Origin of the sequence: Pseudoalteromonas sp. TB51, assembly GCF_000498055.1 — a bacterium.
GTDB lineage: Bacteria > Pseudomonadota > Gammaproteobacteria > Enterobacterales > Alteromonadaceae > Pseudoalteromonas > Pseudoalteromonas atlantica.
Window position 1 is genome coordinate 1 of record NZ_AUTO01000204.1, and the last position, 14519, is coordinate 14519.

The window sequence follows — 14519 nt, forward strand, 5'->3', positions numbered from 1 at the left end:
TCCTATTTTTTTGTCAACACTTAATTTTGTTAAACTTGAAAGTTTTTAAAACTAAGTTTTACTCAACTCACTGAGTAGCTCGTGCCTCGCTATGCGTTGCGCTCTGCCGTCTCAGTGGGGTCGCATTATAGGGAGAACAGATTTTTACGCAAGCGTTTTATTGAATAAAATTGCATTTAATTTATACCCATAAGAACCTCACATTAAAAGCACATGTTACCCACAAAAGCCTGTGGATAAGACTGCTTTTTTGCTTTTAAAACTAAACTCTTTTGATTTGTTATGGTAAGTTGCCAGCACTTTTTTAACTCATGTACTTAGGTAGTATTCATGACAGATATAATAAATAGTATAAGTGCCTTACTTTGGGGCCAAGTTCTCGTCTACTTATTGATAGCAGCAGGTGTCTTTTTTACCATTCGGTTAGGCTTTATTCAATTTGTACAATTCCCCCATATGTTTAAAGTTATGTTTGGCTCACGTAAATGTGGTGGAGATGAGATTTCTTCTTTTCAGGCTTTTTGTACTTCTTTAGCGGCGCGTGTTGGAACAGGTAATATGGCCGGTGTTGCCGTGGCACTTTATTTAGGTGGCCCTGGGGCTATATTTTGGATGTGGCTGATTGCTTTAATAGGTATGGCAACTAGCTTTGCAGAGAGTACGTTAGCGCAAGCTTATAAAACTAAAGACGCTGATGGCAACTTTAGAGGTGGCCCTGCTTATTATATGGAGCGTGGTTTAGGCAAACGCTGGATGGGTGTGTTGTTTTCATTGTGCTTAATTTTAGCCTTTGGCCTGGTATTTAATGCTGTACAGTCAAACTCTATTGCTGCCGCATTTGAAGTAGCGTTTGATGTACCTAAGTATATAGTAGGCATTGCACTTGTAATTGGCTCTGGCATCATTATTTTTGGTGGATTAAAAACAATATCACGTTTTGCCGAAATGGTTGTTCCATTTATGGCGCTTGCCTATTTGCTAGTTGCTATATATGTATGTGCGATTAACTTTACTGCCCTACCTGATGTTATTGTACTTATAATAAAAAGTGCTTTTGGTTTAGAGCAAGCAGGCGCCGGTGCAATTGGCTATGGTGTAACGCAAGCTATGATCCAAGGTATTAAGCGCGGTTTGTTTTCGAACGAAGCCGGTATGGGTANGCCGCAGCAACGGCAACACCTTATCCACCGCACCCAGCCTCGCAAGGGTATGTGCAAATGCTAGGTGTATTTATAGATACTATTGTGATCTGTACAGCCACTGCCTCATTAATCTTACTGTCTAATCAACTTGTACCTGAATCGGGTGTATTGGGAATAGAGTTAACGCAAGCTGCACTACAAGAGCACGTAGGTGACTGGGGTACTTACTTTATTGCCATTGCCATTTTGTTTTTTGCATTTACCTCTATTGTCGCGAATTATTCATATGCCGAAACAAATCTAATGTTTTTAGAGCACAACTCTACTAAAGGAATGTTTATATTTAGATTACTCGTATTAGGCATGGTTATGTTTGGTGCCATTGGTGAACTAGGTATTATTTGGACACTTGCTGATATTTCTATGGGCCTAATGGCTATTGTAAACGTGGTTGCACTGTTTATGCTTTCAGGCGTTGTTGTGTGGTTATCAAAAGATTACAACGCGCAAAACAAGCAAGGAGTATTACCTACGTTTGACAAAGACAAGCACCCTAAGCTTGCCAAAGAGGTTGATCCTAACGCGTGGAAGTAACGCTAAATTAAAAAATTATTAAGCGAGCATTAGCTCGCTTTTTTTTGCCTTTCAAACTATATAAAAATTTATTAATGTATTTCAGAGATATATACCATAATTAAATATCAGTAATAGGCGCTTTTTGATTTACTTACGTACTATAAAATTGAAGTTTGTTATCTATAATATAAAGGAGTCATGATGGATGACCAATTGAACAAATACAGTATTGACACTACCGATTATCAGGTAGGTCAAGATAACGTACAAAAATGGGGGTTTGATGTTCATAACCCAGTGTTTGGAATAAGCGCATTTTTAGTCATACTATTTGTTGCCCTTACCTTATTGCTTGACCCTGAAGTGGTCAGGGAAGCACTTACCTCAACTAAAGATGCCATTATCAATAAATTTGATAGTTACTTCATGTTGATTGCTAATGGTTTCGTATTATTTTGCTTTGCACTTGCGCTCTCCCCTCTTGGTAAAATTCGCTTAGGGGGTGTTGATGCAAAACCTGAACATGGTTATCTCTCATGGCTGGCAATGTTATTTGCCGCAGGAATGGGGATAGGTTTACTGTTTTGGGGTGTCGCAGAGCCCGCAGCCTATTTTACTGATTGGTACTTAATGCCAATGAACGCAGAGCCAAATACCCCAGAAGCTCACTCTTTAGCCATGGGCGCCACCATGTATCACTGGGGCTTACATGGTTGGGCAATTTACGCCATTGTTGCACTTAGCTTAGCGTTTTTTGCTTACAATAAAGGCCTTCCGTTATCTATACGCTCCGTGTTTTATCCCTTATTTGGCGATCGTGCTTGGGGTTGGCTGGGTCATGTTATTGATATACTTGCTGTACTCTCTACGCTTTTTGGTTTAGCAACGTCTCTTGGTTTAGGGGCACAGCAAGCAACAAGTGGTATTAATTATTTAATGGGCACTGACTACGGTACCGCTTTTCAAATTACAGTTATAGCGCTCGTTACCTGTATTGCTATTGTTTCTGTTATTAAAGGCATTGAAGGGGGTGTGAAAGTACTTAGTAACATCAATCTTATATGTGCATTTATTTTACTTGTAGCCATAATATCGCTTACTTTTAGTGACTCAATTACAGCAATATGGTTTACCTTTGGTGCATATGTAGAACATATGGTTCCACTTAGTAATCCGTTTGGCCGTGAAGATGAAGACTGGATGCATGCCTGGACAGTATTTTATTGGGCATGGTGGATATCGTGGTCACCGTTTGTAGGAATGTTTATTGCCCGCGTTTCTAGAGGCCGTACCGTGCGGGAATTTTTATTAGTCGTCATTGGCCTGCCAACACTATTAAGCTTAGTGTGGATGGGGGTATTTGGTAATTTAGCGATTTCACAAATTATTGATAAAGTAGGCCCACTTGGGCAAAACGGGTTAACCGATATCTCTGTGACGCTATTTCAGGTTTATGAGCAGCTTCCGCTTAGTGGCCTTATTAGTGTGATCTCAATTGTGCTTGTTTTAGTGTTTTTTATTACCTCTTCTGATTCTGGCTCACTTGTAATAGATGGCATAACCGCTGGCGGAAAAATTGATGCGCCGGTACCACAACGTATATTTTGGGCATCGATTGAAGGGGCAATAGCCGCCGTATTACTGTGGGTAGGTGGCTCTCAAGCCTTGCAGGCCTTGCAATCGGGAGTAGTAACCACTGCGTTACCTTTCTCAATTGTGCTTATTTTAATGTGCGTGGCGCTTATTCAAGGTTTAATGAGCGAATACCCTATTTATAAGGCACAAACAAAGTTATAGCATTATGTACTTTAGCAAAGCGGCTTTGTGTCGCTTTGCTTTGCACTTTATTTCCTCCCTTACCTACACTTCAGCTAATACATTAACGACCGTATTTAATTATCAAACTGTTTAGCTTTGGCAATACACCTCTAAAACACGTTGTTTTAAATAAATAGAGCGCACATATCAGCGCATAATAACCAAGCGCTATTAGTTACACCTTTAGCTATCAAGTTTATATCATCAGGTAGTCGCGCATGTATGCAAAATTGATTGATGAACTGAATTGGATTTAGACGGCAGCAGCAAAGGGATATAGGAAAAGTAATGTAGGTTTAATCAACTAACGCTAACGTGTAGCAATACGTATGCTTTGCTTTAAGCACGATTGTCTGCCTCAAAATTAGTCACTTGATTAAGCCAATTGCTATTAATCTTTAAGGAATAGGCAAAAACATAAACAAAGTGATTGTTATATAAAAAATGGATGTTTATTTAAAAATAGGGAGTATTTAATTTACTAAAAGGACTTTAGTAAAAGTGGTGCCCGAGGCCGGACTTGAACCGGCACGACTTGTTAGTCGAGGGATTTTAAATCCCTTGTGTCTACCAATTCCACCACTCGGGCATCGAGTTTGCTATTTAAAGCATGTGGAGTAATTAAATGGAGGCGGAACCCGGAGTCGAACCGAGGTGGACGGATTTGCAATCCGCTGCATGGCCACTCTGCCATTCCGCCTTAACGCTTCCAAATAATTTGGAGCGGCACACGAGGCTCGAACTCGTGACCTCGACCTTGGCAAGGTCGCGCTCTACCAACTGAGCTAGTGCCGCGTTAAACTTTTCATTAATATTTTATCTAACTCTCAATTATCTTGGTAGGATAATTAAAAGTGGTGCCCGAGGCCGGACTTGAACCGGCACGACTTGTTAGTCGAGGGATTTTAAATCCCTTGTGTCTACCAATTCCACCACTCGGGCATCGAGTTTGCTATTTAAAGCAAGTGGATAAAACTAATATGGAGCGGCACACGAGGCTCGAACTCGTGACCTCGACCTTGGCAAGGTCGCGCTCTACCAACTGAGCTAGTGCCGCATCATATTAATTCTAAATTTAATTACATAAACTAATTTATGTAACATTGTTTTTATAAATTACACTTGGCGATGTAATTAAACCACAAAGTGGTGCCCGAGGCCGGACTTGAACCGGCACGACTTGTTAGTCGAGGGATTTTAAATCCCTTGTGTCTACCAATTCCACCACTCGGGCATCGAGTTTGCTATTTAAAGCATGTGGAGTGTTGAATGGAGGCGGAACCCGGAGTCGAACCGAGGTGGACGGATTTGCAATCCGCTGCATGGCCACTCTGCCATTCCGCCAAACCGTTGGACAACCTAATGAAAACTTGGAGCGGCACACGAGGCTCGAACTCGTGACCTCGACCTTGGCAAGGTCGCGCTCTACCAACTGAGCTAGTGCCGCATTATTATTTAATTATCTGCGTTATTCAACACCTTGCGATGTTTACGCTGCTAACTAAGTAACTTTGGTTTTCTTTATCTTAGGGGCTATGCCCTCTCAACACGGACGCATTCTACAGAGATTATTAAACGCGTCAACACAAAAAATGCCACTTTTGAACTGTTTGATTATTTTTTATCTAAAACGGTGCGTTATTAGACGTTTACAATCAATTTTTGGTCAATTCACTCCATGCAGCCATTAAATATTGCACCATAGAGCTCAGTGTTAAATAGGTGGCTATATACAATAAAGCAAAACTTAAATAGATCATCCACGTATCGTATTGCCAAATTAGGCCAATAATCGCCAGCATTTGCGCCGCGGTTTTTATTTTGCCCATATTTGATACCGCAACGTTTCCACGCTTGCCTTGTTCGGCCATCCACTCACGTAATGCAGATATCACTATTTCACGGCTAATAATAATAAGGGCCGGAATCGTCATATACATAGACTGATAATGATCAGAGAGCGCAACAAGTGCAGCACACACCATAACCTTATCGGCTACAGGGTCTAAAAACGCACCAAAAGGCGTAGATTGCTCTAGCTTTCGTGCTAAATAGCCATCAAGTATATCGGTGATTGATGCAAGCCAAAAAATAAAAGCGGCAGCAAAAAACGCCCAGCTATAAGGCAAGTAAAATATCACCAAAAATATGGGGATAAGAAAAAGTCTAAAGGTTGTGAGTGTGTTTGGAATATTCCACATAACTACTTGGATATGTCTTTTTTTCTATATTCGCATGAAGGGCTAGCCCTTGTCATGCAAATGGTTAAATATCTTCTCAGCCATGTCAGGACTGATCCCAGGAACTTTCTTTAACTGTTCTATATTAGCAGCTTTTACCCCTTGCATGCCCCCTAAATATTTTAATAATGTTTGGCGGCGCTTAGAACCTACTCCGTTGATCTCTTCTAATAATGATTGCGTGCGCTGTTTTTGGCGCTTATTACGGTGTCCTGCAATGGCAAATCGGTGCGACTCATCGCGAATATGCTGGATTAAATGAAGTGCTGGCGCATCCGAATCCATAGGAATCGTTTTTCGCCCGCCATCAATTAATAAGGTTTCAAGGCCTGGCTTTCTGCTTGTGCCTTTTGCTACACCGACTAACAGCGGCATTTTAGCATGTGGCCACGTAGCAAAATACTGCTCTGCACGGCCTAGTTGCCCTTTACCACCGTCAATGAATATAACGTCAGGAATTTTGTCTTCATCTACCACTTTGTTGTAGCGTTTGTTCAGTGCAAACTCCATTGCCGCGTAATCATCACCGCCGGTTATACCCGTTACGTTGTAGCGCCTGTACTCTTTGTTATTTGGCCCTTGCGAATCAAATACTACACAACTGGCTACTGTGTTCTCCCCCATGGTATGGCTGATATCAAAACATTCCATTCTGTTTATATCATCTAAGCCTAGGGTCGCTTTTAATTGTGCATAACGTTTGTTTATAGAGTCTTGCGTACTTTGTTTAACGGTAATGCTGTTTAATGCGTTTTTATTAGCAAGCTGAAGGTATTGTGCTCGCTCTCCGCGGGTAACCACTTTAAGCGATACTTTGCGCTCACTAATTTGCGTAAGCGCTTCACTCAATGCGCTACTTTCTTCAATCTCGAACGGTAAAATAATTTCTTTTGCTATGCGCCCTGTCGCACCAGGCGCTAAATAATATTGCCCTAAAAACGAAGTGAGTATTTCCTCTTGCCCCGAATCTTTAGGTACTTTTGGAAAATAGGTTTTACTGCCTAGCACTTTATGATCGCGGATCATTAATAAATGAATCCCATTTAATCCATTTAAGTGCGCAAAACCTACCACATCCATTTCAGCAAAATTACCTGAAATAGACTGCTGCTCCTGCATTTTGCGCAGTAGCATAATTTGGTCACGCACTTTAGCTGCGAGCTCAAAGTTAAGGTCTTTACTCGCCGCTTCCATTTTTTTTATTAAATCGGCTATTACTTCGTGCGACTTACCTGTTAAAAACTTACGTACATAATCAACTTGTTCGCCGTACTCTTGCTCTGTCACTTTATTAACACACGGTGCTGAGCAGCGCTTTAGCTGATACTGTAAACACGGGCGGCTTCTGGCACGGTAATAGGCATCTTCGCACTGACGTACAGGAAATATTTTTTGCATTAAACGCAAACTTTCCGACACTGCGCCAGCACTTGGGAAAGGCCCAAAGTACTCGCCTTTTACCTTGCGACTGCCTCTATGAAAGGCTAAACGCGGATGTTTATGACTGGTAAGTAATATATAGGGGTATGACTTATCATCACGTAATAAAATGTTATAACGCGGCTGATATTTTTTTATAAGGTTGTTTTCAAGCAGCAGGGCTTCGGTTTCGGTGTTTGTGAGCGTAACTTCAATATCGCAAATATTACTCACTAACACACGGGTTTTACTGTCGGTTAGATTAGATCTAAAGTAGCTACTTACTCGTTTTTTTAAGTTTTTAGCTTTACCGACATAAATAACTTGTTGTTCACTATCAAGCATACGGTATACACCCGGTTCACTTGATAGCGTTTTTAAAAATTGGGCGTGATCGAATTCAGACATAAATTAAAAAATTAATGAGATACGTCTATATCAATCATTTTATGGCGAATAGCCAAATGAGTAAGCTCAACGTCGCCCCCTACGTTTAATTTTTCAAACATACGGTAACGGTAGCTGTTCACTGTTTTTGAGCTTAAATTTAAGCGCTCTGCAATATCTTGAGCTTTTTCACCTTTGGTGATCATTAGCATAATTTGTAGCTCGCGCTCAGATAAGCTTTGAAAAGGGTTTTCATCGGTACGCCCTGTTACTTGTGCAAGGGCTATTTGTTGTGCAATTTCTGGGGCGATATAACGCTGACCTGCATGAACAGAACGTATAGCACGAACCATTTCATCAGAGCCTGCACCTTTGGTTAAAAAGCCATGCGCGCCAATTTGCATCACTTTTGATGGAAACGGGTCTTCGCAATTAACCGTAAGCACAATAATTTTTACATCTGGGCAATAGCGACAAATCTTTTTAGTGGCCTCTAAGCCACCCATGCCAGGCATGTTCATATCCATTAATACAATATTAGGTGCGTGCTGGCGACAAAACTGTACCGCAGCCTCTCCATCTTTAGCTTCGCCTACCACTTTAAAACCACGTACATCATCTAATATACGTTTTATACCAGTTCGTACCAGCTCATGGTCATCAACTAAAAGCACATTAATCAATGTAATACCCTCATTAACCTAACAATACGCGACAAACAATCTAATTTGCCACATTACCACACCTAAAGCGAAACAATAACTAATATTATTGCTTCGCTTTAGGTGTACTCATCTTTTAGCATTATTTTACTACTGCTAAAAACCAGTACTTTAGTTTTTTTATGACGCTGCTTTTTCGCTAAAACGGTCTACCCATAGGGCAATAATGCCATCGCCTGTAACATTACACGCAGTACCAAAGCTATCTTGCGCAAGGTAAAGTGCAATCATAAGTGCAACAGCGCCTTCGTTAAAGCCAAGCATACTGGTTAATAAACCGAGCGCCGACATTACTGCTCCACCAGGCGCACCTGGCGCTGCAATCATTACTACCCCTAACATCATAATAAACGGTAGCATCCCCATTAGAGAAGGTACTTCCATGCTTGGCGATAAAAACATAACGGCCATTGCACACGTCACAATCGTAATGGTAGAACCCGATAAATGAATAGTAGCGCACAGTGGCACTGTAAAGTTTGCTACATCTTCTTTTACGTTATTTGCTTTGCTTGATTGCAAAGACACCGGAATGGTTGCCGCGCTCGACATTGTCCCCAGTGCTGTAAAGTAAGCAGGAAGCATATTTTTAACGAGCTCCAACGGGTTACGTTTAAGTAATATCCCCGTAGAAACATATAATACGGTTAGCCACAGCCAGTGCATTACAAGTGCAGCAATAAGCACAACACCAAAGGTTTGCAGTGTATCGACCACGGTACCTGCTACGGTCATTTCTGCAAATACACCCGCAATGTAAAATGGTAATGCCGGAATAATTACTTTAGATAATAAAGCATCGATTACATCGCGACCCTGATCAGACACTTTTTTAAGTGTTTCTAATTCAAGTTGGCTCATGCCAATACCAAACACAAATGCAGTCACAAGCGCTGTCATTACACCCATCAGCGGTGGAATTTCTAAATCAATAAAACTGCCAATTTCAGTGGCAACTTCGGCTTCAAACGTAATATTGCCACTTAGCAGTGGAATAACCGCACTTACTAATAAAAAGGCAAGCGTACCCGCAATTACAGTAGAGCTATAAGCAAAGCCAACAGTTTTACCTAATAAATGGCCTGACCCTTTAGGCAAGCCCGCAATGCCCGAAGCAATAAAAAATAAAATAATTAATGGGATGGTAAAAGAAATGAGTTGGCCAATAAGTTCTTTAACAGTAAATAAAAGCTCAACACCTGTGAGAGGAACATAAAGTCCGACCAAAATACCGGCCACAATACCGGCAATTAATTTTAAGATTAACTTCATTGTGATTGCTTAGTTGAATATAGATAGAGTGTTTTTAACATGTTTTAGGTGCATTGTGTGATAAAAGTATTCAAGTTATATTCATGTGCGCAAATAACACACAAAAACATCGCAATAATTAGCCTACTGTGAGCATTTTTTAACTACGTGGCGAAATTTACTCTTTAAATTTAAAAATGAGCCCGCATCTTTAATAACTAAAGCAACAATAATAACTAATTTTTATTTCGGCTGGTTATAAGCCCAATAGATATATGTTATAGCCAAACTTTACTTTAGTTTTTTTAAACTCGCAGTAAAGTGTATTTATATAGTTAATAGCAAAGCCTATTAACACATTGATCAGATTGTATCCAAAGGAACATTATGTCTACTATTTTTGAAGATAACTCACTAAGCATTGGTAATACACCACTGGTAAAACTTAATCGCGTAACAGGCGGAAACGTTTACGCTAAAGTAGAATCGCGTAATCCTAGCTTTAGTATTAAATGTCGTATTGGTGCATCAATGATTTGGGAAGCTGAAAAATCAGGTCAGCTTGTTGAAGGTAAAGAACTAATTGAACCTACATCGGGTAATACAGGTATTGCCCTTGCATTTGTTGCAGCAGCACGTGGTTACAAATTAACACTCACCATGCCAAATACAATGAGCCTAGAGCGCCGCAAACTATTAAAAGCATTAGGCGCTAACTTAGTGCTTACAGATGGCGCTAAAGGTATGAATGGCGCAATTGAAAAAGCAAAAGAAATTCAAGCAACAGATCCAGAAAAATACATTTTATTACAACAGTTCGAAAACCCAGCTAACCCTAAAATTCACTTTGAAACAACCGGCCCAGAAATTTTTGAAGCGCTTGATGGTAAAGTAGACTTTTTTGTAGCAGGCGTAGGCACTGGCGGTACTATTACAGGTGTTAGCCGTTACCTTAAAAACGAAAAAGGCCTAGATGTTAAAGCGATTGCAGTTGAGCCAACTAACTCACCTGTTATTAGCCAAACGCTTGCAGGCGAAGAAGTAAAACCAGGTCCACATAAAATTCAAGGTATTGGCGCAGGCTTTATTCCTGGTAACCTTGATTTAAGTGTGATTGATGGTGCTGAGCAAGTATCAAACGAAGATGCTATTGCCATGGCTCATGAGCTAATGAAAAAAGAAGGTATTTTAGTGGGTATTTCATCAGGCGCAGCTGTTGTTGCCGCTAAACGCCTTGCTGAAAAGCCAGAAAACGCTGATAAAAATATTGTGGTGATTTTACCAAGTGCCACAGAGCGATACCTGTCTAGCCCAATGTTTGCTGAAGAATTTAGCGAGCAAGAATTAGTACAGTAAACTTCTCTCCTTGAGTTACTTAAAAGGATGCTTATGGCATCCTTTTTTATTATTTATGATTCAATTTTCTATTTATTCCCCAGTGCTGCTTTACATCTTGTTTAATTAACCACACACTTTAAAAAAACTAATTAAAAACATTCAACATGAAAAAAATAACAGCTTATTTAAGTTTTATCGTATGCTTATTTTTAGCCGCCTGTGGCGATAGCGTACAAACGCTGGGCGACTCACCGGGCGATACAGCCACCGCTTACTTTGATGCATTGTATAATCAAAAAGATTTACAAAAAGCCAGTACAATGGCCACCCCTAACCTCAGCCGAATTATGAAATCCTATGGCACCGCTAAGCAATTTGCCCGAAACTTAGTAAACCTGCAATACGATGAAGTAGTAATTGAAGTCGATATGACCAACATGAGCGTACGCGAACAATATGGCGATAACGCCAAAATAAACCTCATTTTTACAGGCTACTTTAATGGCGATAAAGTCGATGATATGCGCAGCGTTAAAATGCTTCGTAAAAAAGGGAAATGGTATATAGATAAAATAGTTGCAGACCCTTACGCACGCTAACTTATACACCACAAAAAAGGCCTTACACATGTAAGGCCTTTTTGCGTTTAGCGCTTATCTTAAGCGTTATAATTCACCGGGTTTAAAGTTATCAACGGCAATTGCTTGTTTTCTTAGTTTATTGGTATGGTGCATTGCATCGGCATCTGCTTGCGCAAGGAGCTCATTCTCTAGTGCGTAATTTATTGCGCCTTCTATGTCGAGTGTTGCAGGGACCTTACCACTGCGTTGCCAGTGTTTTAATTCTTTAAACTGTGTTTGCATATCGTGCATAGCTAAAAATGCATTTTCCATCACGCCTGTGCCCGCATTTTCATCTACATAACATAAGTGCGTTAAACGGTTTCTAAACACCCCAGGTTGCGTCATATGCTCGCAAATACTTTGGGCTGTTTCATCACTTGGCTTGTGGTAGTGATTCCCCAGCGGAAACACAATGCGTTTAAGTAAAAAGTTAACCACCTGATTTGAAAAGTTTTTGAAAAAACCGTCAAACGCTTGGCCTATCTCATAAAGAGAATTTTCAATAGCGTATTTCACAAAAGGTAAATCAGCCTGTTGGCGCCCTTCATCTTCAAAGCGCTTTAATACAGTAGACGCTAAATATAAATGGCTAAGCACATCACCTAAACGCGCCGAAATCATCTCTTTACGCTTTAGCTCGCCACCAAGTACCAACATGGCTACATCTGTAGTAAAAGCAAGCCCTCGGCTCATTCTGCTTAGCTGTTTGTAATACACAGCGGTTGCACCGCACACGGGCGCTTTTGCCAAACAGCTTCGCGTAAGACCATGCACAAAAGCCATGCCGGCATTACTGGCAGCAAATAAAATGTGCTTCATCAATAAACTATCAAATTGATCAAGTGCTGCATCATCGTCTTCCATTGCGGCAGCTTCCATTTCCTTTAACACAAACGGATGACAACGGGTGGCACCTTGGCCAAAAATCATTAAGTTGCGGGTTAAAATGTTTGCCCCTTCAACGGTAATCGATACCGGGATCCCCATATAACCATGGGCTAAATAGTTATTAGGCCCAACTTGAATACCTTTACCAGAATGAATGTCCATTGCATCGTTCATTACCGTACGCCCCATTTCGGTCATATGGTATTTTGCAATGGCGGTAACAACCGATGGGCTCAGTTTTAAATCTATTGCGCCTGCGGTCATTAAACGCGCAGACTCTAATGTATACGTTAACCCGCCAATACGCGCTAAGGCTTCTTGTACACCTTCAAATTGGCCGATTGATACACCAAACTGTTGGCGTACCACAGAGTAAGCAGAAGTCATTTTAGAGGCTAAATGTCCTGTTGCGGTGCTTAGTGCAGGTAAAGAAATACCGCGCCCAGCACTTAAACACTCAACCAACATGCGCCAGCCTCGCCCTGCGCCCTGCTCACCACCAATAATCCAATCTAGCGGAATAAAAACATCTTTACCGTAGGTAGTCCCGTTCATAAATGCCATGTTTAATGGATAATGGCGCTCACCCGTTTCTACCCCTTCATGATCAGTAGGGATTAGCGCACAGGTAATACCTAGCTCTTTTTCATCGCCTAATAACCCATCTGGGTCATACATTTTAAAGGCAAGGCCAAGTACGGTTGCCACCGGCGCAAGCGTAATATAACGCTTAGACCAATTTAAACGCAGGCCTATAACTTCTTCACCATTATGCTGCCCTTTACACACTACGCCAGAGTCGGGAATACTGCCCGCATCAGAGCCAGCTTCTGGGCCGGTAAGTGCAAAACACGGCACATCTTTACCACTTGCAAGGCTTGGTAGCCAACGGTCTTGTTGCTCTTTTGTGCCATAATGCAGTAACAGCTCGCCTGGGCCTAAGCTATTAGGCACCATAACAGTAACCGCCGCAGTTAAGCTTTTTGTGGCAATTTTTGACACTATGGTTGAATTAGCAATGGCAGAGAACTCACGTCCACCAAATTTTTCAGGAATGATCAGCGCAAAAAAACCCTCTGTTTTTAAGTAATCCCAGACTTCTTTTGGCAGGTCTTTGTCTTTTTGTACAATTTGGTAATCATCTAGCATCGCCAGTAGCGTGTTAACCTGATTATCCATAAAATCATTTTCTTTATCGCTAAGCTCAGGCCTTGGAAAGCTATGCAGTTTTTGCCAATCTGGATTACCACTAAATAGCTCACCATCCCACCATACATCGCCGGCTTCCATTGCCTCTCGCTCAGTTTGCGAGAGCGGCGGAAGTACCTTTTTAAACATTTTAAACGTAGGACGGCTGATCAGGTTAAGGCGAATATCTTTGACTGCAAAAATAACCACCACCACGACCAGCAATATTATAAATACTGACATGAGCACATTCCTTTTACATTGAATGAAAATAGTAACTTAATTATGACCCATCTTAGTTTAAATACAATCATTGCGCGATGCACCACACGCCTTAACGTATTAATTTTATTGTTTTAAACATCGCTGCTATTATCACTTTCTTAATAACAATAAACCAAAGGAATACAATGAACACGCCACGCTTTAAACTAAGTATGAGCGCCCTCATAGTCGCAAGTACATTAGCGCTAACCGCCTGCGAAGCAGAAATAGCCATAGACACTAGTGATTCAGCACAGACCGAGAAGCCTCTTACAAAACAAGATGCCAATGCATTTATTGCCAAAGCCGAGCAAGAACTAAGTGAGCTTTACCTAGAGTCGAGCCGCGCTGAGTGGATTTACGCAAACTTTATAACACACGACACCTCGGCGTTATCTGCCGAAGTTAATCGTAAAATGACCGAGTCGGTCGTACGTTTAGCCAATCAGGCAGCCCAATTTGACGACTTAGCGCTTGATTACGATGCACGCCGCAAGCTTAATAAACTTAAACTTGCGCTTACTTTACCCGCTCCTCAGGACGCCGAAAAAACAGCCCAACTTTCAACTATTGTGGCAGAGCTAGGTGGTTTATACGGTAAGGGTAAATACTGTAAAGACGATGGCAGCTGTTTAAGCCTTGGTGATATGACCGCAAAAATGG

General features: G+C 41.1%; 9 protein-coding genes, 8 tRNA genes and 1 pseudogene. 5 read left to right on the plus strand and 13 right to left on the minus strand.

Annotated features, from left to right (window positions below; genetic code table 11):
* Positions 1-330 precede the first annotated feature (330 nt).
* Both L650_RS0110805 and L650_RS0110810 read left to right on the plus strand, forming a co-directional pair.
* Positions 331-1736: pseudogene (locus L650_RS0110805) on the plus strand (alanine/glycine:cation symporter family protein).
* A gap of 183 nt (positions 1737-1919) precedes the next feature.
* The gene (locus L650_RS0110810; protein ID WP_029773123.1) at positions 1920-3515 is read left to right on the plus strand and encodes a BCCT family transporter; all 1596 of its coding nucleotides are present in this window, start codon (positions 1920-1922) and stop codon (positions 3513-3515) included.
* A gap of 523 nt (positions 3516-4038) precedes the next feature.
* Here the strand turns inward: L650_RS0110810 and L650_RS0110815 are convergent.
* The 12 genes from L650_RS0110815 to L650_RS0110870 all read right to left on the minus strand — a co-directional run bounded on the left by L650_RS0110815 (position 4039) and on the right by L650_RS0110870 (position 9576).
* A tRNA-Leu gene (locus L650_RS0110815) sits at positions 4039-4125 on the minus strand.
* 37 nt (positions 4126-4162) lie between these two features.
* Positions 4163-4236 (minus strand) — tRNA-Cys (locus L650_RS0110820).
* Between the two features lie 19 nt (positions 4237-4255).
* Positions 4256-4331 (minus strand) — tRNA-Gly (locus L650_RS0110825).
* 60 nt (positions 4332-4391) lie between these two features.
* Positions 4392-4478: transfer RNA gene (locus tag L650_RS0110830), tRNA-Leu, on the minus strand.
* A 39-nt stretch (positions 4479-4517) separates the two neighbouring features.
* Positions 4518-4593 (minus strand) — tRNA-Gly (locus L650_RS0110835).
* Between the two features lie 90 nt (positions 4594-4683).
* Positions 4684-4770 (minus strand) — tRNA-Leu (locus L650_RS0110840).
* A gap of 36 nt (positions 4771-4806) precedes the next feature.
* Positions 4807-4880: transfer RNA gene (locus L650_RS0110845), tRNA-Cys, on the minus strand.
* Positions 4881-4907: 27 nt separating this feature from the next.
* Positions 4908-4983: transfer RNA gene (locus tag L650_RS0110850), tRNA-Gly, on the minus strand.
* A 208-nt stretch (positions 4984-5191) separates the two neighbouring features.
* The gene (gene pgsA, locus L650_RS0110855; RefSeq protein WP_024033647.1) at positions 5192-5737 is read right to left on the minus strand and encodes a CDP-diacylglycerol--glycerol-3-phosphate 3-phosphatidyltransferase; all 546 of its coding nucleotides are present in this window, start codon (positions 5735-5737) and stop codon (positions 5192-5194) included.
* Positions 5738-5779: 42 nt separating this feature from the next.
* Complete coding sequence (gene uvrC / locus L650_RS0110860) at positions 5780-7603, minus strand: excinuclease ABC subunit UvrC (RefSeq protein WP_004589510.1); 1824 nt, start codon at positions 7601-7603, stop codon at positions 5780-5782.
* 11 nt (positions 7604-7614) lie between these two features.
* The gene (gene uvrY / locus L650_RS0110865; RefSeq protein WP_004589511.1) at positions 7615-8265 is read right to left on the minus strand and encodes a UvrY/SirA/GacA family response regulator transcription factor; all 651 of its coding nucleotides are present in this window, start codon (positions 8263-8265) and stop codon (positions 7615-7617) included.
* A gap of 159 nt (positions 8266-8424) precedes the next feature.
* A complete protein-coding gene (locus L650_RS0110870; protein ID WP_024033649.1) occupies positions 8425-9576 on the minus strand; it encodes a dicarboxylate/amino acid:cation symporter in 1152 nt (383 codons plus the stop codon).
* 366 nt (positions 9577-9942) lie between these two features.
* Between L650_RS0110870 and cysK the strand changes: the two genes are divergently transcribed.
* Together cysK and L650_RS0110880 are read left to right on the plus strand one after the other, a co-directional pair.
* Positions 9943-10911, plus strand: coding sequence for a cysteine synthase A (gene cysK / locus L650_RS0110875; protein WP_004589513.1), 969 nt, complete (start codon positions 9943-9945; stop codon positions 10909-10911).
* A 146-nt stretch (positions 10912-11057) separates the two neighbouring features.
* On the plus strand, positions 11058-11492 hold the full coding sequence (locus tag L650_RS0110880) for a hypothetical protein (protein WP_029773124.1): 435 nt from the start codon (positions 11058-11060) through the stop codon (positions 11490-11492).
* Positions 11493-11558: 66 nt separating this feature from the next.
* Here the strand turns inward: L650_RS0110880 and L650_RS0110885 are convergent, their stop codons facing one another.
* Positions 11559-13835, minus strand: a complete 2277-nt coding sequence (locus L650_RS0110885) for an acyl-CoA dehydrogenase (protein ID WP_029773125.1) — start codon at positions 13833-13835, stop codon at positions 11559-11561.
* A 167-nt stretch (positions 13836-14002) separates the two neighbouring features.
* Here L650_RS0110885 and L650_RS0110890 point away from each other — a divergent pair.
* Positions 14003-14519: M2 family metallopeptidase (locus L650_RS0110890; protein ID WP_029773126.1), on the plus strand; the 517-nt coding region annotated here is incomplete at its 3' end.